The sequence below is a fragment of the Mycetocola sp. Y791 genome, assembly GCF_059445325.1.
Genome location: NZ_JCAIUC010000004.1, coordinates 135,699 through 156,608 on the forward strand (window position 1 = coordinate 135,699; position 20,910 = coordinate 156,608).

At 64.5% G+C, this 20,910-nt stretch carries 18 protein-coding genes; 10 read left to right on the plus strand and 8 right to left on the minus strand.

The annotated features are described in order from the left end of the window. Positions 1 to 27: 27 nt before the first annotated feature. From AC1C2N_RS13725 to AC1C2N_RS13740, 4 genes are read right to left on the minus strand one after another with little or no spacing between them, the layout of a single operon-like run. Complete coding sequence (locus AC1C2N_RS13725; protein WP_483404987.1) at positions 28 to 759, minus strand: ABC transporter ATP-binding protein; 732 nt, start codon at positions 757 to 759, stop codon at positions 28 to 30. Positions 760 to 767: 8 nt separating this feature from the next. Then, complete coding sequence (locus AC1C2N_RS13730) at positions 768 to 1,766, minus strand: ABC transporter ATP-binding protein (protein WP_483404849.1); 999 nt, start codon at positions 1,764 to 1,766, stop codon at positions 768 to 770. Next, the gene (locus tag AC1C2N_RS13735; RefSeq protein ID WP_483404848.1) at positions 1,756 to 2,736 is read right to left on the minus strand and encodes a branched-chain amino acid ABC transporter permease; all 981 of its coding nucleotides are present in this window, start codon (positions 2,734 to 2,736) and stop codon (positions 1,756 to 1,758) included. The genes AC1C2N_RS13730 and AC1C2N_RS13735 overlap by 11 nt, the downstream gene beginning before the upstream one ends. 9 nt (positions 2,737 to 2,745) lie before the next feature. After that, on the minus strand, positions 2,746 to 4,056 hold the full coding sequence (locus AC1C2N_RS13740) for a branched-chain amino acid ABC transporter permease (protein WP_495434288.1): 1,311 nt from the start codon (positions 4,054 to 4,056) through the stop codon (positions 2,746 to 2,748). A 268-nt stretch (positions 4,057 to 4,324) separates the two neighbouring features. On the opposite strand from AC1C2N_RS13740, the gene guaB reads away from it, so the two are divergent. Both guaB and AC1C2N_RS13750 read left to right on the plus strand, forming a co-directional pair. Next, positions 4,325 to 5,827 carry an IMP dehydrogenase gene (gene guaB, locus AC1C2N_RS13745; protein ID WP_483404847.1) on the plus strand — a complete coding sequence of 501 codons (1,503 nt, stop codon included), beginning with the start codon at positions 4,325 to 4,327 and terminating at the stop codon, positions 5,825 to 5,827. 361 nt (positions 5,828 to 6,188) lie between these two features. Continuing rightward, complete coding sequence (locus AC1C2N_RS13750; RefSeq protein WP_483404986.1) at positions 6,189 to 7,307, plus strand: GuaB3 family IMP dehydrogenase-related protein; 1,119 nt, start codon at positions 6,189 to 6,191, stop codon at positions 7,305 to 7,307. A gap of 30 nt (positions 7,308 to 7,337) precedes the next feature. On the opposite strand, the gene poxB is transcribed toward AC1C2N_RS13750, so the two are convergent. Further along, entirely contained in the window at positions 7,338 to 9,068 is a 1,731-nt protein-coding gene (poxB, locus tag AC1C2N_RS13755; RefSeq protein ID WP_495434289.1) for a ubiquinone-dependent pyruvate dehydrogenase, read from the minus strand. 274 nt (positions 9,069 to 9,342) lie between these two features. On the opposite strand from poxB, the gene AC1C2N_RS13760 reads away from it, so the two are divergent. The 6 genes from AC1C2N_RS13760 (at position 9,343) to guaA (ending at position 15,986) form a co-directional block, all read left to right on the plus strand. Continuing rightward, positions 9,343 to 11,070, plus strand: coding sequence for a glycerol-3-phosphate dehydrogenase/oxidase (locus AC1C2N_RS13760; RefSeq protein WP_483404845.1), 1,728 nt, complete (start codon positions 9,343 to 9,345; stop codon positions 11,068 to 11,070). A gap of 121 nt (positions 11,071 to 11,191) precedes the next feature. Further along, positions 11,192 to 11,722 carry a cation:proton antiporter regulatory subunit gene (locus AC1C2N_RS13765; protein WP_108391719.1) on the plus strand — a complete coding sequence of 177 codons (531 nt, stop codon included), beginning with the start codon at positions 11,192 to 11,194 and terminating at the stop codon, positions 11,720 to 11,722. A 5-nt stretch (positions 11,723 to 11,727) separates the two neighbouring features. After that, entirely contained in the window at positions 11,728 to 13,107 is a 1,380-nt protein-coding gene (locus AC1C2N_RS13770) for a cation:proton antiporter (protein ID WP_495434290.1), read from the plus strand. Positions 13,108 to 13,162: 55 nt separating this feature from the next. Beyond that, a complete protein-coding gene (locus AC1C2N_RS13775; RefSeq protein WP_495434291.1) occupies positions 13,163 to 13,930 on the plus strand; it encodes an SURF1 family protein in 768 nt (255 codons plus the stop codon). Positions 13,931 to 13,939: 9 nt separating this feature from the next. After that, positions 13,940 to 14,407: a DUF3817 domain-containing protein gene (locus AC1C2N_RS13780; protein ID WP_483404841.1), complete on the plus strand. Its 468-nt coding sequence runs from the start codon at positions 13,940 to 13,942 to the stop codon at positions 14,405 to 14,407. Next, positions 14,403 to 15,986 (plus strand): glutamine-hydrolyzing GMP synthase, encoded by a 1,584-nt coding sequence (guaA, locus tag AC1C2N_RS13785; RefSeq protein ID WP_483404985.1) that lies wholly within the window; start codon positions 14,403 to 14,405, stop codon positions 15,984 to 15,986. The genes AC1C2N_RS13780 and guaA overlap by 5 nt, the downstream gene beginning before the upstream one ends. 478 nt (positions 15,987 to 16,464) lie before the next feature. Here guaA and AC1C2N_RS13790 read toward each other — a convergent pair whose 3' ends face one another. Further along, complete coding sequence (locus tag AC1C2N_RS13790; protein WP_495434292.1) at positions 16,465 to 17,451, minus strand: EamA family transporter; 987 nt, start codon at positions 17,449 to 17,451, stop codon at positions 16,465 to 16,467. Between the two features lie 94 nt (positions 17,452 to 17,545). Between AC1C2N_RS13790 and AC1C2N_RS13795 the strand changes: the two genes are divergently transcribed. Beyond that, on the plus strand, positions 17,546 to 18,103 hold the full coding sequence (locus AC1C2N_RS13795) for a CGNR zinc finger domain-containing protein (protein WP_495434293.1): 558 nt from the start codon (positions 17,546 to 17,548) through the stop codon (positions 18,101 to 18,103). Between the two features lie 43 nt (positions 18,104 to 18,146). Here AC1C2N_RS13795 and AC1C2N_RS13800 read toward each other — a convergent pair whose 3' ends face one another. Further along, entirely contained in the window at positions 18,147 to 18,758 is a 612-nt protein-coding gene (locus AC1C2N_RS13800) for a pentapeptide repeat-containing protein (protein ID WP_495434294.1), read from the minus strand. A gap of 148 nt (positions 18,759 to 18,906) precedes the next feature. After that, positions 18,907 to 19,701 (minus strand): Bax inhibitor-1/YccA family protein, encoded by a 795-nt coding sequence (locus AC1C2N_RS13805; RefSeq protein WP_495434295.1) that lies wholly within the window; start codon positions 19,699 to 19,701, stop codon positions 18,907 to 18,909. A gap of 156 nt (positions 19,702 to 19,857) precedes the next feature. Between AC1C2N_RS13805 and AC1C2N_RS13810 the strand changes: the two genes are divergently transcribed. Next, complete coding sequence (locus AC1C2N_RS13810; RefSeq protein WP_495434296.1) at positions 19,858 to 20,910, plus strand: glycerophosphodiester phosphodiesterase family protein; 1,053 nt, start codon at positions 19,858 to 19,860, stop codon at positions 20,908 to 20,910.

Sequence of the window (20,910 nt, forward strand, 5' to 3'; positions counted from 1 at the left end):
GCGTTTCGGTCGTACGGGTGGCGCAGCTCAGTCGTCCTGGCCGAGCGTACCCAGGTAGAGGCCGATCACCTTGTCATCGTTCAGCAGCTCGCGACCGGTCCCGGTGTATGCGTCGGTTCCCTGGTCGAGAACGTAACCGCGGTCACAGATCTGCAGGCAGCGGCGGGCGTTCTGCTCGACCATGATGGTGGTCACACCGGCCTTGTTGATGTCGGAAACACGGATGAACGCATCGTCCTGCCGGACGGGGGAGAGGCCGGCGCTCGGCTCGTCGAGAAGAAGCACCGCGGGGTCCATCATCAACGCCCGCGACATGGCCACCATCTGGCGCTCACCACCGGACAGCGAGCCGGCCCGCTGCTTGAGCCGCTTGCCGAGCTCACCGAAAATCCCGGTGACGAACTCGAGTCGCTCTGCGTAGATTTTGGGCTTCTGGAACAGGCCCATCTGCAGGTTCTCTTCGATGGTGAGGCTCTGGAACACGTTGTTCGTCTGCGGCACGAAGCCGACGCCACGGGCGACGAGCTTGTCGGCCTTGAGCCCGGTGATGTCGTCGCCGTTGAGGCGGATCGATCCCTCACGCACCTTGACCTGGCCGAAGATGGCCTTGAGGAGGGTCGACTTTCCGGCACCATTGGGTCCGATGATGCCGATGAGCTCACCCTTGGACGCCGTGAGGTTGGCGCTGTTGAGGATGTTGACGCCCGGCAGGTAGCCCGCCGTCACGTTTTCCACGCTGACGACGATCTCCGGAGCCATTGTTGCTGTCACTTGGTGTCCTCGTCCCTCGTCGGCCCAGCGGCGCGCGGATGTTCGATGTCGTGCTCGACGCCGGTTTCGGCGTCGATCTCCTCGAGCAGTTCTTCGACCTCCGGTGTAATCTCACCGGCGATCCTCCCCGTGACAACTCCGAGGTCGACGTCCTGGTGTGAACCGAGGTAGGCGTCGATGACAGCGGGGTTTTGCATCACGAGGTCTGGTGGACCTTCAGCGACGACCCTGCCCTCCGCCATCACCACGACCCAGTCGGCGATGTGGCGAACCATCTGCATGTCGTGTTCGACGAACAGCACACTCATTCCCTGGACCTTGAGGTCGAGGATGTGTTCGAGCAGCGACTGGGTCAGCGCGGGGTTCACGCCGGCCATCGGCTCGTCGAGCATGACGAGCTTGGGCTCGCTCATGAGTGCGCGGGCCATCTCGAGAAGCTTTCGCTGCCCGCCGGAGAGGCTCGCGGCGAAATCGTCCTTCTTGGTGTCGAGCTTGAACCGGGCGAGGATGTCGAGCGCTCGCTCCTCGATTTCCTCTTCCTGCTTCTGCCACAGCGGTTTGATGAGGCTCGAGAAGATCCCCTCGCCCTTCTGCTTCTGCGAGCCGAGTTTCATGTTCTCGAGCACGGTCAGCAGGCCGAGGGCCTTGGTGAGCTGGAACGTACGGACCTGGCCCATTCGTGCGACCTTGAACGCTGGAACACCGTTGAGCTGTGTTCCGTCGAACACCCAGGTCCCGGTGTCCGGCTTGTCGAAGCCGGTGAGCAGGTTGAACAGTGTCGTCTTTCCCGCCCCGTTCGGTCCGATCAGCGCCGTGATGGCGTTCCGGGGGATTTCGAGGTGTTCGACGTCGACGGCCTTGAGCCCGCCGAACTGCCTGGTCACGTTGTCGGCGATGATGATCGGGTCGACCTTCGCGACGCCGGGGACGGCGTCGCCGATGTGAAGTCCCGTGGATTTCACCGGTTTGACGGATGCTGCGTCACTACTTGACAAAGGTCAGCTCCTTCTTATTTCCGAGGATGCCCTGTGGTCGATAAATAACGATCAGCATCAGGGCGAGTCCGACGAGGATGTAGCGGACTGTTGCCGCCTGAGTCGTCGACATGAACGGCAGGATGCCGCTCGACGCGAGCTCGGGGAGGACATTCGACAGGAAGCCCATGATGACCCAGAAGATCACGGCACCCAGCAACGGCCCGAAGACCGTCGCGGCACCGCCCAGCAGGAGGATGGTCCAGATGAAGAACGTCAGGCTCGTCACGTAGACACTCGGCACGACGGCGGAGGGAAGTGCGAACACCACCCCGCCGAGGGCGCCGAACATGCCACCGACGATGAGCGCCTGCATCTTGTAGGCGAAGACGTTCTTACCGAGCGCGCGCACGGCATCCTCGTCTTCACGGATGCCCTTGAGCACCCGTCCCCACGGGCTGCGCATGAGCAGCCAGACGAGGAGCACGGCGACGGCCAGGAGGCAGATGCCGAAGACACGGACCCACCAGCCGTTCTCGTTGTAAGTCCACGGGCCGAAGCCGTAGGTGCCCTCGGGGAAGGGGTTCGCGGCACGGAAGCCCGCGTGGTAGTTGCCGAGCCCGTCTGCCGAGTTGGTGATGTCGTCGAAGACCTGGGTGGTGAAGAGCAGCCGAACGATCTCCGCCGCCGCGATCGTGGTGATCGCGAGGTAGTCGGCGCGCAGTCTCAGTGTCGGGATACCGAGAATGAGGGCGAAGACGACGGATGCCCCACAGCCGACGAGAATTCCGGCCCACCACGGCAGCCCGAAGGTCAGGATGGAAATGGCGTACCCATATGCGCCGAGCGCCATGAAGGCGGCCATACCGAAGTTGAGCAGTCCGCCGTATCCAAAGTGGACGGCGAGGCCGAGGGCGGCAAGCGCGTACGCGATCGTCTCGGGGCTAATCAGCCAGGAGGCGGTGTTTGAAAGAATTGATCCCCAGTCCATGGCGTCCTCCTATCCAATTCTCTCTTTGCGGCCCAGAAGTCCCTGGGGTTTCACGAGCAGGACGGCGATGAGCACGACCAGTGCACCGACGTACTTGATGTCAGACGGGATCCACAGCGTCGAGACTTCGACGAGGAGGCCGACGATGATCGCACCGATGAGTGCGCCGAACGCTGTACCGAGCCCACCGAGGACTATCGCGCCGAAGACAAGCAGCAGGATCTGCGTACCCATGTCCCACTTGATGCCCGGGCGGAAATAGGCCCAGAGGATACCGGCGAGGCCGGCGAGGGCCGCCGCGAGGATCCAGACGATCCGGATCACCCTGTCGACATCGATGCCGCTCGCTGCGGCGAGGGAGGGGTTGTCCGAGATCGCCCGAGTTGCCTTACCGGTTCGGGTCCGCAGCAACCACCAGGCGACAGCGAGGAGAACGACCGCCGAAACGGCCATGCTCACCATGTCGGTGACGGAGAGTGCGACACTGCCGAACAGTGTGATCCGCTCCTCACCGGAACCGGGCAGCTGGTAGGTGCTTCCGCCGATGAAGTAGAGGAAGACGTACCTGATGAGCAGCGAGAGGCCGATGGAGACGATCATCACCTGGACGATGCCGATGCCCTTTCGCCTCAGCGGTCTCCAGAGCCCGGCGTCGAGGGTGAACCCGAAGAGTGCGCTCATCAGGACCGCAGCTGCGAGAGCGCCCCAGAGCGGCCACTGGAGGACGTTGGCGAAGACATAGGCCATCACCGCCCCGAACGTCACCATTTCACCGTGCGCGAAGTTCGACAGTCCGGTCGTTCCGAAGACCAGGGATGCCCCAACGGCAGCGAGTGCGAGCAGGAGCCCGAAGTTGAGTCCGTTGACGATTCGTTCCGCCAACTGGTCCCAGAAGCTCACTGTGACGCGGACTCCCTCGCCGAGGAAGTAGTTCACGATCTTGGAGTTTGTGAGCGCGATCTCGGCGTCGACGGCTGCGGAGCCTTCGGCGACGATCACGCCCTCCGGGAGTGTCTCCTCGACCAGGGTCACCGTGTAGGTGCCTTTCTCCGGCACCCCGATCTTCCACTTGCCGTCCGCGGCGGTGTCAACCTCTGCGTCATAGCCATTGCCTTCGACAGTGATTGTCACGCCCTCGAGCGGTTCGCTGTCGTACTTGACGTTGCCCGCGAAGTAGAAGTCATACTCCGTTCCGACCTCATCGGCCTGCGCCGGCGCCGCAGAAAACGATTGAAACGCAAGCGTCGCAAAAAGAAATCCGAGGAACAGCAACAGGGTGCGCTTGTGGCGCGGGGCGTGGGCTGAATGAGTGAGACTCACTGCACCTCCAGAACGGGACCGCCAGGTCCCTCGAGTGAAGAGACCGCCAGATCTCTTGTGGTTCTTCGCCGAACGGCTCGGTTTGACGATACGACCCGATTATGACCTACATGTTTCGTACATGGGTATTCCTCACATCAATGTCGGAAGTGCCGGGCATAATCGTTACCTTCCAGCGGTTAGCATTAAGTACCGGTGAGATGTGCGCTTGTACGCGGCATCCGTTACCTCACGACACCGGAAAACAGCGCTTCTGTGAAGGGATGCAATGGAAAACTCAGACCCATTTGGCTTCGTCGGTCTCACCTATGATGATGTCCTTCTTCTCCCCGGACACACCGACGTCATTCCAAGTGAGGCCGAGACGTTTTCTCGACTGACCAAACGCATCACTGTCGCTACGCCGCTGCTCTCGAGCGCGATGGACACGGTCACCGAGTCCCGGATGGCCGTCGCCATGGCGAGGCAGGGCGGAATCGGGATCCTGCACCGCAACCTGTCGATCGGCGACCAGGCCGCGCAGGTTGACCTCGTCAAGCGCAGTGAGTCCGGCATGATCACCAACCCCGTCACGACGACGCCGACGGCCACCGTCGCTGAGGTCGACGCCCTGTGCCGTAACTTCCGGGTATCGGGCCTCCCGGTGATCGACACCGACGGAGTGCTCGTCGGAATCATCACCAACCGCGACATGCGATTCGTCGGTGCGCAGGAGAAGGCAACGACACCGGTCAGCGCCGTCATGTCGAAGATGCCGCTTATCACAGCGCCCGTCGGCATCAGCCCCGAAGACGCGATTTCGATCCTTGCCGAGCACCGCATCGAAAAGCTTCCACTCGTCGACGCCGCCGGCAAGCTCAAGGGCCTCATCACGGTCAAGGACTTCGACAAGCGGGAGAAGTACCCGCTCGCGACGAAGGACGACTCCGGGCGCCTCCGCGTCGGTGCAGCCATCGGCTTCTTCGGTGACGCCTGGCAGCGTGCCGGTGCACTGCTCGACGCCGGTGTCGATGTACTCGTCGTCGACACCGCCAACGGCGATTCGGCCGGCGTTCTCGACATCATCCGCAAACTGAAGTCAGACAAGGCGTTCGACGGCGTCGACGTGATCGGCGGAAACGTCGCGACGCGCGACGGAGCAAAGGCGATCGCCGAAGCAGGAGCTGACGCAGTGAAGGTCGGTGTCGGACCCGGGTCGATCTGCACCACTCGCGTCGTCGCAGGTGTCGGCGTGCCCCAGATCACCGCGGTGTACCAGGCATCGCTCGCCGCCCGCGAATACGATGTGCCGGTCATCGCCGATGGAGGCCTGCAGTACTCCGGCGACATCGCCAAGGCGCTCGTCGCCGGTGCAGACACCGTCATGCTCGGCTCGCTTCTCGCCGGCTGCGACGAGAGCCCCGGCGAACTCGTGTTCGTCAACGGCAAGCAGTTCAAGATGTACCGCGGAATGGGATCGCTCGGTGCGCTCCAGACCCGCGGCGAGAAGACCTCGTACTCCAAGGACCGGTACTTCCAGTCCGACGTTCCGAGCGACGACAAGCTCATCCCAGAGGGCATCGAGGGTCAGGTTCCGTATCGCGGGCCGCTCTCGTCCGTCGCCTACCAGCTCATCGGCGGCCTGCGCCAGTCGATGTTCTACGTCGGTGCTCGCACCATCGAAGAGCTCAAGGCGAAGGGCAAGTTCGTTCGCATCACCCCGGCCGGACTCAAGGAGTCGCACCCGCACGACGTGCAGATCGTGGTCGAGGCCCCGAACTACAGCCGCTAGACCAATCCTCCGAAAACCCGCACGAGCACACAGCTCGTGCGGGTTTTTGAGTTAAGTCAGCCGCTTCGTCCAGGCATGGGTGGAGGGGCCGACCGAGTATTTTCTCCTCAGCTCAAACAATGCCGGCAAGCGGGAGGGCGCCGGGTTGTGCGGATCATCGGCTGTGTCTTCCTGCCCTCCCGCTTGCCCTCATAACTCGGCACCCCGAAATCACTCGGTCGGCCCCCGAGTTCGCTCTGCTTCTCGGTTCCGCGCGCCGAGGAGAAAATGCTCTGTCGACCCAAAGACTCCCACCGCAGTTGCCAGCCCGGCTGCCGCGAGCGACCCCGAAGTCATGGACGGTAGGCTGGAGGGCGTGAGTATGGAAACTGAGATCGGCGCTTCCAAGCGCGCACGCCGTGCATATGCCTTCGACGACATCGCGGTGGTACCGTCGCGTCGAACGAGAGACCCCGAAGACGTCTCCGTCGGCTGGTCGATCGACGCATACTCCTTCGACATTCCGTTCCTCGCCGCGCCCATGGACTCGGTCGTCTCACCCGCGACCGCGATCATGATGGGCAAGCTCGGCGGAGTCGGCGTACTCGACCTCGAGGGCCTGTGGACCCGATACGAGGACCCCGAGCCGCTGCTCGCTGAAATCCGCGGGTTGAGCGACGAGCTTTCGACGGCGCGCATGCAGGAGATCTACTCCGAGCCGATCAAGCCCGAACTCGTCACGGCCCGGCTTGCCGAGATCCGTGCGGCAGGCGTCACCGTTGCCGGCGCGTTGTCGCCGCAGCGCACGCAGGAGCTCTACCAGACGGTGGTCGCCGCTGGCGTCGACCTCTTCGTCATCCGCGGCACAACCGTGTCTGCCGAGCACGTCTCCCGCAACCAGGAACCGCTCAACCTCAAGGAGTTCATCTACGAACTCGACGTCCCCGTGATCGTCGGTGGCGCTGCGACCTACACGGCTGCGCTTCACCTCATGCGCACCGGTGCGGCCGGTGTCCTCGTCGGATTCGGCGGGGGAGCCGCGTCAACCACCCGCGCGACCCTCGGCATCCACGCTCCCATGGCGACAGCCGTTGCGGACATCGCCGGCGCCCGGCGTGACTACATGGACGAGTCCGGTGGCCGCTACGTGCACGTCATCGCCGACGGCGGTCTTGGCACCGCCGGCGACATCGTCAAGGCTGTCGCGTGTGGTGCGGACGCCGTCATGCTCGGTACCACCCTCGCTCGGGCAACCGATGCACCCGGCGGCGGTTACCACTGGGGCACCGAGGCGTACCACTCCGAGCTCCCTCGCGGCCGACGCGTCGAAGTCGGCCAGATCGGCACCCTCGAGCAAGTCCTCTACGGACCGGCATCCGTCGCAGACGGCAAGGCCAACCTCGTCGGCGCGCTTCGCCGGTCGATGGCGACCACCGGGTACTCCGACCTCAAGGAGTTCCAGCGGGTCGAGGTCGTTCTCGCCCCGTATCGCACGAACTAAGGCCCCGCACCGCCCGCGTAGAGTGGGGCGTCAGCCGCGGATCCTGCGGACCACGTTGGTGTTCGCGAGGTCGATGAGTTCCTCACCACGGCCGGACAGTACTGTGCGGATCGCGTAGAGCGTGAAGCCCTTCGCCTGCTCGGCGGTGATCGATGGCGGCAGGGAGAGTTCCTGCCGCGCGGTCACCACGTCGATCAGTGCCGGTCCGTCGTGCGCGAACGCGTCGCTGAGCGCGGCGGCCAGGTCATTCGGCCTCTCGACGCGCTGGCCGTGGATGCCCATCGCGTTCGCGACGTCGGCGAAGTTCGGGTTCACGAGTCCCGTGCCGTAATTCACGAGGCCCGCCGCTTTCATTTCGAGCTCGACGAAATTGAGCGACGAGTTGTTGAAGACGACGATCTTGACGGGCAATCGATTCTGGGCGAGGCTCACGAGTTCCCCGAGCAGCATCGTGAGGCCGCCGTCGCCCGCGAGCGCGACGACCTGGCGCCCGGGATGGGACGCCTGTGCGCCGATCGACTGCGAGAGAGCGTTGGCCATCGTGCCGTGGGTAAACGAACCGATCAGGCGGCGCCTGCCGTTCATGGTGAGGTAGCGGCAGGCCCAGACCACGGGTGAACCAACATCCGGGATGAACACAGCGTCGTCGTTCGCCGTCTCGTCGACCAGTCTGGCGAGGTACTGCGGATGAATCGGTGCACGATTGCTGTCGTTGGTCGCGAGGTCATCCAGGCCCTTTCGCGCCTTCCGGTAGTGCTTGAGCGACGACTCGAGGTGGTCGCGGTTCGTCTTGTACTGGACAAGACTCTCCAGGGCGCGAGCCGTCTCGCGCACCGTGCCGACGAGGCCGAGATCCAGCGGAGTTCGCCTGCCGAGCTGCTCGCCCCGCACGTCGACCTGAATTTTCACGGCCTTCTCGGGGTAGAACTGCTGGTACGGAAAGTCGGTGCCGAGCATGAGCAAGGCATCGCAGCTCTCCATCGCACGGTATCCCGAACTGAACCCGAGCAGTCCGGTCATGCCGACATCGAATGGGTTGTCGTACTCGATGTGTTCCTTGCCCCTCAGGGCATGCACGATCGGTGCTCCGAGCGCGCGGGCGAGCGCAACGACCTCGACGTGTGCTCCTGCCACGCCCGCGCCGGCGAGAATGGTCACGCGTGGCGCGGCATCCAGCAGTCGAACAGCCTCAGCGAGTCCGTCCGCGTCCGGGAGAACCGTGCTGTGGGTCGGCCGGATCGATACGGTTCTCGGCGCTTCAGCCTTCTGCTGGAGGATGTCACCGGGAATGACGACAACGGCAACACCCCTCTTCTCGATCGCCGTCCGCATCGCGATCTCGAGGATGCGGGGCATCTGCGCCGCTGAACTCACGAGCTCGCAGTACACGCTGCACTCCCGGAAGAGTTCCTCGGGGTGGGTCTCCTGGAAGTACGAGCTGCCGATCTCGGTGCTCGGGAGGTGGGTGGCAAGAGCGAGCACGGGAACCCGCGACCGTTGGGCGTCGAACAGCCCGTTGATGAGATGCAGGTTTCCCGGGCCGGCACTGGCGGCACACACCGCCAGCTGCCCGGTGAGTCCCGCCTCAGCGGACGCGGCGAGAGCCGCGGCTTCTTCGTGCCGGACAAGCACCCAGTCGATCGAGCCGTCAGCGCGGAGAGCCTCCGTGAATCCGTTGACCGAGTCTCCTGGGATGCCGTACACCCGCTTTATCCCGCTCGCCACAAGCGTGTCGACGATGTTCGCTGCGATCGTTGCCATGATCCCTCGGTTCTTCAGACTCGTACGTTCTCAGGCCGGTGCGTTCTCGTGTGGTGCGTGCTCGTCGAGTCCAGCACACGCGGCCGTGATTGTTAAGGGCCGGAGCGCACAGGGCTCGCGTACGCAGCCCACAGGCCATTCCCTGCTTGAGCCTGTTGTCAGGGTCAGAGGCGTGCATTAGCGTCGAGTGGAAGAGGGGTGGCGTAGCCTGTCGGTGCCATCACCAATGAGCGTCCGGCGACCGTGGCAGGCTCGGTTGCCAGGAGAGGCAGTCATGGCCAATTCCAACACAGTGAGTCACTCGACGAAGCTCGGCCCGGTCGAGCGTGCGGCGGCCATTGAAGCGCTGAAATCCAAGGAACTCGATGTGCTCGTCGTCGGCGGCGGCATCGTCGGGGCGGGAAGCGCACTGGATGCCGTCACGCGCGGCCTGTCCACCGGCATCCTGGAGGCACGCGACTGGTCGAGCGGGACATCCAGCCGGTCATCGAAGCTTGTCCACGGCGGCATCCGTTACCTCGAGCAACTCGACTTCCGGCTGGTCCGCGAGGCGCTCATCGAGCGAGGGTTGCTGCTGCAGCGGATCGCGCCTCACCTCGTGAAGCCCGTGCGGTTCCTTTACCCGCTCAACCGACCGCTGTTCGAGCGCCTGTATATCGGTGCCGGCATGCTCCTGTACGACGTGTTCAGCTACACGGGCGGCCGCCCGCCCGGTGTGCCGCACCACCGCCACCTCCTCAAGCGTCAGGTGCAGCGGGCGATTCCTTCGCTCCGCAACAACGCGTTCGTCGGCGGGATCACTTACTACGACGCCCAGGTCGACGACGCGCGCTACAACATGTCGGTCGTCCGCACCGCGTCCTCGTACGGGGCTCACGCGGCGAGTCGGGTTCGGGTCGAGGGTTTCCTCAAGGTGGGCCAGCGGGTCGTCGGGGTGAAGGCACACGATCTTCAGACCGGTGAGCGCTTCGACGTTCGTGCAAAGCAGGTGGTCAACGCAACCGGCGTGTGGACCGACGACACCCAGGCCATGGTTGGTGAGCGTGGCCAGTTCAAGGTCCGCGCGTCGAAGGGCATCCATCTCCTCGTTCCGCGTGACAGGTTCCAGTCGACCATGGGCCTTCTGCTCCGCACCGAGAAGAGCGTTCTGTTCGTCATTCCGTGGGGCAGGCACTGGATCATCGGCACGACGGACACGGACTGGAACCTCGACAAGGCGCACCCAGCGGCTACCGCTGCCGACATCGATTACCTCCTCGAGCACGTGAACAAGATCCTTGCCGTTCCCCTGACTCGTGACGATGTCGAGGGTGTGTACGCGGGGCTCAGGCCGTTGCTCGCCGGCGAGAGTGACCAGACATCAAAGCTGTCCCGCGAGCACCTCGTCGCTCACTCGGTGCCCGGCCTCGTTGTGATCGCCGGTGGCAAGTGGACGACATACCGGGTCATGGCGAAGGACGCGATTGACGCGGCCGCTGACGCCCTCGACGGAAAGGTCCCGGCATCCACAACGGACAACATCGCGCTTCTCGGCGCGGAGGGCTACCAGGCGGCATGGAATAAGCGTGCCAAGATCGCGAGGGCGTTCGGCGTGCACACCGCGCGGATCGAGCACCTGCTCAACCGGTACGGTGTGCTCACCGACGAGTTGCTCGATTTGATCAGGACGAGGCCGGAGCTGGCCGATCCACTGCCGGGAGCTGACGACTACATCGGCGCCGAGGTTGTCTACGCCGCATCGCACGAGGGCGCGCTCCACCTGGACGACGTCCTCGCTCGCCGCACCCGGATCTCGATCGAGTCCTGGGACCGCGGCGTGTCTGCGGCCCCCGTTGCCGCTCAGCTGATGGCCGAGGTGCTCGACTGGGACCAGGAGCGCACGGACCACGAGGTTGCCGTCTACCTCGCGCGGGTGGCCGCGGAGCGGGCGTCGCAGGAACAACCTGATGACGAATCAGCCGACCGAATCCGGCTCGAAGCTCCCGAGATCGTCGCTCCGTAGCTCATCCCGCAGTTCGGTCGACCGCCGCCCGGGGACGGGCGGCGGTCGCGCGCTGACTCCGGATTGCCGGTAACGCTCGGATAGACTGGGAGGACTTCCCACATACCCTAGGAGTCCGGCCATGGTTGACGTTCGTCGGGTGAAGCTCCCCGGTGTGGGAGTGTTGCACACCTTCATCACCGCTGACGGAGGCAAGGTCGGCGTGATCGCACACCGTTCCGGGCACAGCGATCTCATCACCTTCGCCGACGACGAAGACGGATCCGACGCCAGCAAGGTGTCACTGAGGCTTCGGGAAGACGAGGCGCACACTCTCGCCGAGCTGCTCGGCGGAACCCAGATCACCGAATCGCTGAGTGCTCTCGATCGCATTCCCGGCCTCAGCATCGACTGGTTCACCGTCGACTACGACGACCACATCGCCGGGCAACCACTCGGCGACCCGGCAGACCGCGGTATCGTCGGCCTGACCGTCGTCGCCGTTGTTCGTGGAGAGTCGGCGAACCCGGCGCCGAGCGAGGACTTCCGGGTGTTCCCCGGTGACACGCTCGTTGTCGCCGGAAGCCCTGAGAAGGTGGCGAAGGCGTTCGCGTTCTTCCGCACGGGGGCATCACGCCTCTCCGGTTCTCAAGACGGTCCGCCGGGAGTGTGACGCGGATGATCGCAACCGCAGCAGGAGAAGCCTCCCACCTGGGAACCGATCTCGTCGTTCTCGGGACTCTGCTCGTTGCCGCGTACATTCTGGGACGGCTCGGCAAAACCATCGGGCTTCCCGCCATCCCGATCTACATGATCGTCGGCTTTCTCGCGAGTCCGAACAACGGATGGTTCCCGCTCAACTTTGAGAGCGGGTACATCGAACTCATCGCCGTGTTCGGACTGATTCTGCTTCTGTTCAACCTCGGGCTCGAGTTCGATCAGGATGAGTTCTTCGGCAACGCCGGGAAGCTGCTGATCTCAGGTGGCTCCTACCTGGTTCTGCTGATGGGAGCCGGCCTTGCCTTCGGCTTCGCGCTCGGCTGGGGTACCAAGGAAGCCCTCATCATCGCCGGGATCATCGGGACGTCGTCGAGCGCGATCGTCACCAAACTGCTCATCGAGCTCAATCGCCTCGCGAACCGCGAGACGCCGATGATCCTCGGCGTCACCGTGGTGCAGGACATCTTCCTCGCGATTTACCTTGCGATTGTCTCTGTCGTGCTGAGCGGTGAAAACGAGCCATGGCTCGTCGTCGGAAAACTCGCCATTGCGTTCACCTTCCTCGTCGTGATGTTCAGCATCGCGCGGTGGGGAGGAGCGTTCGTCGGGCGGTTGTTCCGCACGAAGGACGATGAGCTGTTTACCATTCTGTTCTTCGGGCTCGCCGTAATGTTCGGCGGGCTCGGAGAGGTGCTCGGTGTCAGCGACGCGATCGGCGCCTTCCTCATCGGTCTCGTGCTCGGCGCGACGCGGTACAGCGCCAAGATCGAGCATGTGTCGGTGCCGCTGCGTGACGTCTTCGGGGCGTTCTTCTTCCTCAACTTCGGCCTCGGCCTCGACCCGACCGAGTTCCCGCTCGTCATCGGGCCGGTAATCATCGCCGTCGTCCTCACGCTCGTGCTCAACGTCGTCGCCGGTCAGTTCATGGCGAGGCTCTACGGCTTCAGCGCGCAGGCCGGAATCAACGCGGCAGCAATTCTGATGAACCGTGGTGAGTTCGCCCTCATCCTGGCCATTCTCGCGCTCACTGCCGGGCTCGACCCCAGGCTGCAACCGTTCGCCGGGCTCTACGTGCTCGTCGTCAGCGTGATGGGCCCGCTCCTCGCATCCAACTCCGAGCGCATCGGCGCTGCTGTGCTCCGTACCAAGCGCAAAACCCCGGTTCGGCCCCGCGATCCGATGCTCGCCGAGGAGATCGCACTCGTTGACGCCGCGACGGCGGGCGACTCCGCGCCCGAATCGACCGCGACGGCGCGGGCCATCGACCGAATCGTCGAGCAGGCGATGAACCAGCGCGACATCCCACCCGAAAAGACGAAGCGAGACGACGATTACTAGCAACACCCCGGCACCGGCTGGCCCGGCCGAACCCCGCAAGACCCTGTTCCGCACAATGCTCGAGCCACGCTGGATCGCGATGCTCCTGCTCGCACTGCTCGTGTCAGGTGCGTTCGCGTGGCTCGGCCAGTGGCAACTCGAACGCGCGGTTACCTCCACAGAAACCGTGGACCAGCCCACCGAACGGGTCCGGCCCCTCGCGGACGTCGCCGAGACCGGCGGTCCTCTCCGCGACAGCGTCATCGGCCAGCTGGTCGAGGTCGACGGGGTCCTGGTGCCCGGTGATTACCTCGTCGTGAGCGAGCGCCTGAACCTCGGTGAGACGGGATACTGGGTCACCGGGCACCTCCGGGCGGACGCCGAGCCACAGGCCTCCATCGCCGTCGCGCTCGGCTGGACACCCGACCGGGAGGTTGCGGACGAAACCGTGGCTGCCCTGAACGCTCGCGCCGAGGCATCCGTCGTTACCGTCACCGGACGACTGAACGCGTCGCAGGCTCCTGAGCTGCCGGAGGATGACGCCGACCCGTTCGAAATCACGACGATGTCGATGGCCGCGTTCGTCAACATCTGGAGCGACCTGGGGGACAGGCCCGTCTACAACGGATACGTCGTTGCGGACGAGGCGCCGGAGGGGCTCACCGTCATCGATGCGCCGCCCGTTGAAGAGGGCGGCACGCTCAACTGGCTGAACATCTTCTACGCCGCAGAATGGATCGTCTTCGCCGGTTTCGCGGTCTTCGTCTGGTACCACCTGGTGAAGGATGCCTGGACGCGTCGTGAGGAAGAGGCTGAGCTCGAACGCTCAGAATCGGACACGTAGACTAGAGATATGCCACTTGAACCTCGCGAGAGCGCTTTGCCGCGGATCGCCGGCGCACTGAAGTTCTACCAGATCGCATCGATCATCACGGGAATCATGCTGCTCGCGCTCTGCGCCGAGATGCTGATGAAGTACGCATTCGGGCTCGAACTCGAACTCGGCGGCGCATACGGATTCCTGGCCTTCGTGCCGAGCGGATCCGCACAGGCCATCAACCTCTCGACCGGGATCCTGATCGCGCACGGCTGGTTCTACGTCCTGTACCTGTTCAGCAACTTCCGGCTGTGGAGCCTGATGCGCTGGGAATTCCCCCGGCTGATCATCCTCGCCCTCGGCGGAGTGATCCCGTTCCTGTCGTTCTTCCTCGAATCACGGATTGCCCGCGAGGTGCGCACGTACCTCGCCTCACGTGCCGAGCGCACGGCATCCGTTTCATCTGCTGCACCAAATTCCAACCCTGTGGAGGCATCTCATTAGCGAGCAGGCAACCAACGCCCGCCCCGTTCTCGTCGTCGACTTCGGCGCCCAGTACGCCCAACTCATCGCACGCCGCGTGCGTGAAGCGGGGGTCTATTCCGAAATCGTGCCTCACTCGATCACCGCAGCTGAGGTGGCCGAGAAAAACCCCGTCGGCATCGTCCTGTCCGGTGGACCGTCGAGCGTGTACGAAGACGGCGCCCCCGCTCTCGACTCGCAAATCTTCGACCTCGACGTGCCGACGCTCGGTATTTGCTACGGCTTCCAGGTCATGGCCCGTGCACTCGGCGGCGAGGTGGCGAACACCGGCCTGCGCGAGTACGGATCGACCGACGCATCGCTCTCGACCGACGGTGGCGTCCTGCTCGACGGGCAGCCCGCCGACCAGACCGTGTGGATGAGCCACGGCGACTCGGTCGCGAAGGCGCCGGAGGGCTTCACCGTCCTCGCGTCGACGGCGTCGACCCCTGTCGCCGCGTTCGGTAACGACGAGCGCAAGCTCTACGGTGTGCAGTGGCACCCCGAGGTGAAGCACTCGGCGTATGGCCAGAACGTGCTCGAGAACTTCCTGCACCGTGCCGCCGGCATCCCCTCCGACTGGAACCCCGGCAACGTCATCGCCGAGCAGGTCGAGCGCATTCGCGCCCAGATCGGCACCGGCAAGGTCATCTGCGGCCTCTCCGGGGGAGTCGACTCCGCTGTTGCCGCTGCCCTCGTGCACAAGGCCGTCGGCGACCAGCTCGTCTGCGTCTTCGTCGACCACGGTCTTCTCCGCCAGGACGAGCGCAAACAGGTCGAAGAGGACTACGTCGCGGCAACCGGCGTTCGTCTCATCACCATCGACGCTCGTGAGCAGTTCCTCAACGCCCTCGCCGGTGTCAGCGACCCGGAGACGAAGCGCAAGATCATCGGCCGTGAGTTCATCCGCACCTTCGAGAAGGCACAGGCAGACCTCATTGCTGAGTCGCTCGAGGACGACGGTGACCCCATTGCCTTCCTCGTCCAGGGCACCCTGTACCCGGATGTCGTCGAGTCCGGCGGCGGAACCGGAACGGCGAACATCAAGAGCCACCACAATGTCGGCGGACTGCCGGACGACCTGACCTTCGAACTGGTCGAACCGCTTCGCACCCTGTTCAAGGACGAGGTCCGCGCGATCGGCCGCGAACTCGGGCTTCCCGAGGTCATCGTCGGCCGCCAGCCGTTCCCCGGCCCAGGCCTCGGCATCCGCATCGTCGGTGAGGTCACCGCCGAGCGGCTTGAGCTGCTGCGCAAGGCGGATGCCATCGCCCGGTTCGAACTGTCGGCCGCCGGTCTGGACAGCGAAATCTGGCAGTGCCCTGTTGTGCTTCTCGCCGATGTTCGCTCGGTCGGCGTGCAGGGAGACGGACGCACGTATGGGCATCCGATCGTGCTTCGCCCGGTCAGCTCAGAGGACGCCATGACGGCGGACTGGACGCGACTGCCGTACGACGTGCTCGCGAAGATCTCGAACCGGATCACGAACGAGGTGGACGGCGTGAACCGCGTCGTTCTCGACGTCACGTCGAAGCCACCGGGAACTATTGAGTGGGAGTAACTGTCGGGTGAGGAGCGAACATTTTGCTCCTCAGCTCAGACAATGACGTGAAGGGTCGGCTCGTTTGAGTCGGCCTTTTGCGTTTCCGCCGTGTCGGCGGAAAGCCGATCATTTTCTCCTCAGCTCAAACAATGACGATTACAGGACCGGCTCGCTGAGCGGTCCTGTTTCGTTTTGACCGCGCCGACCAGCCGAGAGACGAGCCGGTCCTGAAATCGCCATAACTCGCACCCCGAAAACGATCGGCCTTCCGCCTGCGGGAGGGGCGGGATGCGTGCGAGGGCGAAGGCGGGGACTTACAGGAGATCGCACGGTTGTCAGGCCCGAATCTGGGCGTTCGTCCTGATTGGCGTGCGATCTCCTGTTTCGCGGTCGCGGGCGCGGGCGAGGGAAGGACAAAGCGCCGAGGCAAGGACGGTTGCGGGGCTCGCGTCCTTGTGTGACCGCTATCTCCTTATGTCGGAGGGGCTCGGGTCCCTTATGTCGGAGTGACTCGGCCTCTGCGGGGTGGCGGGGTGTAGGTGTCCATGCGCACCAGGACGACACCGGCGAGGATACCGAGCCCGCCGAGGAGTTGCAGGAGGCTGGGCAGTTCGGCGAGCAGGAGCCACGACACGAGCACCGCGAGCACGACCTCGCTCAGGCCGACGAAGGAGGCGATCCGCGTGCCGAGGCGAGCGGTCGCAATGATGCCGGTGAGGTAGGCGGCCGCTGTCGAAATCAGCGCGAGCGAGAGGAGAGGCACGTACCAGGGCAGCTCGTGATCGAGCAGCGTGACGTTCGCCGTCGAGAACGCGAGCGGCAGCAGCCCGATCACGCCACAGATCCCGACGACCACGGTTCCGACAATGAGTCCACCACCGGCGAGCACGAGCGGGGACAGGTCATCGCTGATCTTCGTGCCGAGCACGAAGTAGGTGGCGAGCGACACCGCCGCGAGGAGCGCCCACGCGACACCGATTGGATGGACGGTCTCTGCACCGGTGAGGTCGAGAACGAGCACCATGCCGAGGATGGCGATCACGGTGCCGGCGATGGTGCGGACACCGGGACGGCGACGGGTCTGCGCCCAGACGAGCAGGACAAGGAGAACGGGAGCGAGATACTCGATGAGGAGCGCAACGCCAACCGACAGGTACGAGACAGCGTTGAAGAACCCGACCTGGGCCCCCGCGATCGCCACGGTGCCGTAGATGGCGATGGTTCTCCCGCTGCGGCGGAGGGTCTTCCAGCGGCCCCGCATGAGGACGAGGGTCGGGACAAGCAGCACGAGCGCGGCCCCGCCGATCCTCGCGAGAACCGCAGCACCGGGCGACCATCCCGAGTCCATAAGGGACTTGGCCACCGGGCCGCTGAGCGCGAACATCAGTGCGCTCGCAAGGGCGATGACGATCCCCGACGCTTGACCGCGTGGCGCGGTGCGAACGGCATCCGTCCTCGGGGTCTCGGTTTGGGTAGTTGTCATCTGGTTCGCGCGGCCCGGAAGCCGCTCTGCTTTCTGTCAGGAGTAATCTGGGCTATGGTCATGACACTAGACCCGCACCTCGTCAGGAGTCAACATGCTTTTTGCACATGACACCGAAGTCTCCCTGGTGACCACCGCCGCGCTGATCAATACCCTTCCCGGTGCTTCACACAGTGGAGATGACGAGCTGGCGACCACCGAGCAACTCGCCGGCTTCCTCGATCGGTTCGAGTTCACCGGTTACCGCGCAGGGGATGCCCCGGAACTCGAGGAGATGTGCGCTCTCCGCGGGCGGTTGCGGGAGCTCTGGACGCGTGATGAGGACGGTGTCGTCGCGCTCGTCAACGAGCTGCTCCGTGAGGCGAACGCGCTGCCGCAGCTTGTCCGGCACGACAACTGGGAATGGCACATCCACGCGACAGAGTCATCGGCCCCGGTGGCCAGACGCGCGCAGGTCGAGGCTGCGATGGCGGTTGTCGATCTCGTTCGTGCCCAGGAGCTCTCCCGGCTCCACGAGTGCGCCTCCGACGACTGCAGCGCGGTCGTCGTCGACCTGTCACGCAACCGCTCGCGTCGCTACTGTGACGTCGGCAACTGCGGGAATCGGGTGCACGTCGCCGCGTATCGCGCGAGGCAGCGAAGCGCGTCGTGACTGACGGCATCCGTAGTGATCAGGCGGATGCTGTCGGCCGAGGCTATCCCTCGACCAGAATTCCCAGCTGGGTGGCGAAGAGCGGCGCGAGCTCGCTGAGCTGGTACTCGCTGACCGTCGCACCCTTCAAGCCTTCGAGGCCGTGGATGGCCTGGAACTCGAGTCCGCGCAGATCGACATGGGTGAGCGTCGATCGCGTGAGGTCGAGGGTTTGCACCCGGGTGCCGGAAAACGCGACCCGGGTGGCGGTGGCGCCGCCGAGGTCGAGCTCGTCGATGGTGCAATCCTCGAACAGGACGTCGGTGAGCGACGAGCCGCGCAGGTTGACGTAGCCCAGCTTGCTGCCCGAGATGCGGACGGACTGCCAGGTCGCGTCGAACAGCTCGCCGGAGCCGATCCGTGACCGGGTGAGGGTGACGTCGCGCCAGGTCGACCGGCTCGAACGCAGAATTGGGGCGTTGACGCCGGTGAGCACCGACTCGATCAGGCGGGACCCGCGGAGGTTCGCATCGGTGAGGGTGACGTCGTCGAGCGAACATTCCCGGAGCGTGAGGCCGGAGAGGTCGCGGTCGGAGAGGTCACCGCCGCTGAACTCCTCGAGCTCGCGGTCGTCGTCGGTGTCGAGCGAGTCGGCATCACCTGGCGTCCGCTCCACGACGCGCAGTGTGTCGAGGCGTGGGGGATGAGTGGATGGGCGACGTGCCATTGATGCCTCGCAGAGTGAAGGTGAAACTGTGGAACCGGGCATGAGAAAGCCCCTGGGTCGCACATCCGGCGGCGACCCAGGGGCATTCTTGATGCTGTTATTCGCGGGTGATGGCGAGCATGCGGAGGATTTCCATGTACAGCCAGATGACCGTGACCATGATTCCGAATGCGCCGGACCAGCCGTACTTGCGCGGTGCGCGGTTCTGCACGCCCCTCTGGATGAAGTCGAAGTCGAGAACGAGGGAGTATGCACCCATGATCACGCACAGCACACCGAGGATGAGGCCGAGGGGGATGCCAGCGATCTCAGCTCCGCGAAGGCCGAATGCGTTGTCGGTCAGGCCGAACATCTGCATTCCGACGTTGACGAGCGAGAAGACGAGGTAACCGACCATGGCGATGAGGAAGATCTTCGTCGCCTTCTTCGACGCGCGGATCTTGCCGCTCGCGAAGAGGGCGAGGGTCACACCGACGACGACGAGCGTCGCGATGACGGCCTGGGCGACGATTCCCGAGTAGCGTGCGTCGAACATGCCGGAGATGCCACCAACGAAGATGCCCTGAACGCCGGCGTAGGCGAGGATCAGCGGAGCGGACGGCTCCTTCTTGAAGGTGTTGACCAGGGCGAGAACGAAGCCGACGATGGCTGCGCCGATGGTCAGGAGGGGCATGCCAGCGGCCCAGCCGAGGACAGCGCCGACGAGGAGAACGCCGAACGCGATAGCGCTCTTGGTGATCGTGTCTTCGACCGTCATCCGGTCAGCGGATGCTGCGCCAGCGGTCGGACGGTTGTACATGTCCTGCAGTTCGGACGCGCTTGCCGTCTGCACGGCCATTGCGTTCGACCGCGTGAATGCCGGGTTCTTGAACGCCGGATTGTTCGTTGCCATGTCTAAAGTATTTCCTTCTCAGTCGAAACGGCTGGAATGTGGTCGCTCCGCGAAGCGGAACGTCTGTCCAATCTAGTGGTCTTTGCTGTGAAACACAGAGGTTTCCGGGGGTATTCCGATGCTGCCCCTGTGATACGGGCCGCCTAGGCTCGAAGCATGACAGCGTCAGATTCGGCAGGTCCGCTCATCATCGGCCACCGCGGTGCTCCCGGTTACCGCCCCGAGCACACCCGTTCTTCCTATGAGCTGGCCTTCGCGCTCGGCGCCGACGCGGTCGAGCCCGACATCGTCGCTACGAAAGACGGAATTCTCGTTCTGCGGCACGAAAACGAAATCTCAGGGACAACGGATGTCGCGACCCGGCCTGAGTTCGCCGACCGCCGTGTCACGAAGCACATCGACGGGGTCGAGCTCACCGGCTGGTTCACCGAGGATTTCACCTGGGCGGAGCTGTCGACGCTTCGAAGCCGCGAGCGCATTCCGGGGCTTCGGCCGGCGAGCGCGAGTTTTGACGGATCCTCCGGCATCCTCCGGTTCTCGGATCTGCTCGAGATCATCGACGAGGCCTCCGAGGCCCAGGGTCGTGCGCTCGGGCTCGTTGCCGAGATCAAGCACGCGACCTACTTCGACAGCGTCGGCCTTCCACTCGACGAGCTGGTGGCATCCGCTCTCTCCGACACCTCGTTTGCGGAGGGGACCGGTCTCGTCGTCGAGGCCTTCGAGAAGTCGGTGCTCGCCAGGATGCACGGTCGCGGACTCAGGGCCCGTTACATCTACCTGCTCGAAAAACAGGGCAGCCCGTTCGACGACATCACCCTGCTCGGGACGAAAGCTCCGACATATGCGGATGTCATCACCGACGTCGGTCTTGATGCACTCGCGGAGGGCTCCGGCGGGTTTACGGTCGACGGCATCAGCGTCGACAAGGCGATGCTCTTCGCCGGGGCACCCGCGGGGCATACCAACGACCTCGTCGAACGCGCCCACCGGCGAGGGCTCGACGTGTTCACCTGGACACTTCGACCGGAGAACAAGTTCCTGTCGCGGGCATTCCGGTCGCGCGGTGGGCCGTCGGCATTCGGAAACTGGGAGGGCGAGTTCGACGCGATCCTTGCCACAGGCATCGACGGCGTGTTCTGCGACCACCCCGACCTCGGTGTCGCCGCGCGAGATGCGCGGCGGAGGACCGTCACTCGCGCCGACGGCTGA

Bases quoted from the DNA above. Each gene is read 5' to 3' on its own strand.
- AC1C2N_RS13765 (WP_108391719.1), top strand. From the start codon at position 11,192: ATGGTTGACGTTCGTCGGGTGAAGCTCCCCGGTGTGGGAGTGTTGCAC.
- poxB (WP_495434289.1), bottom strand. From the start codon at position 9,068: ATGGCAACGATCGCAGCGAACATCGTCGACACGCTTGTGGCGAGCGGG.
- AC1C2N_RS13810 (WP_495434296.1), top strand. From the start codon at position 19,858: ATGACAGCGTCAGATTCGGCAGGTCCGCTCATCATCGGCCACCGCGGT.
- AC1C2N_RS13805 (WP_495434295.1), bottom strand. From the start codon at position 19,701: ATGGCAACGAACAATCCGGCGTTCAAGAACCCGGCATTCACGCGGTCG.
- AC1C2N_RS13775 (WP_495434291.1), top strand. From the start codon at position 13,163: ATGCTCGAGCCACGCTGGATCGCGATGCTCCTGCTCGCACTGCTCGTG.
- AC1C2N_RS13760 (WP_483404845.1), top strand. From the start codon at position 9,343: ATGGCCAATTCCAACACAGTGAGTCACTCGACGAAGCTCGGCCCGGTC.
- AC1C2N_RS13790 (WP_495434292.1), bottom strand. From the start codon at position 17,451: ATGACAACTACCCAAACCGAGACCCCGAGGACGGATGCCGTTCGCACC.
- AC1C2N_RS13780 (WP_483404841.1), top strand. From the start codon at position 13,940: ATGCCACTTGAACCTCGCGAGAGCGCTTTGCCGCGGATCGCCGGCGCA.
- AC1C2N_RS13770 (WP_495434290.1), top strand. From the start codon at position 11,728: ATGATCGCAACCGCAGCAGGAGAAGCCTCCCACCTGGGAACCGATCTC.
- guaB (WP_483404847.1), top strand. From the start codon at position 4,325: ATGGAAAACTCAGACCCATTTGGCTTCGTCGGTCTCACCTATGATGAT.
- AC1C2N_RS13795 (WP_495434293.1), top strand. From the start codon at position 17,546: ATGCTTTTTGCACATGACACCGAAGTCTCCCTGGTGACCACCGCCGCG.
- AC1C2N_RS13725 (WP_483404987.1), bottom strand. From the start codon at position 759: ATGGCTCCGGAGATCGTCGTCAGCGTGGAAAACGTGACGGCGGGCTAC.
- AC1C2N_RS13735 (WP_483404848.1), bottom strand. From the start codon at position 2,736: ATGGACTGGGGATCAATTCTTTCAAACACCGCCTCCTGGCTGATTAGC.
- AC1C2N_RS13750 (WP_483404986.1), top strand. From the start codon at position 6,189: ATGGAAACTGAGATCGGCGCTTCCAAGCGCGCACGCCGTGCATATGCC.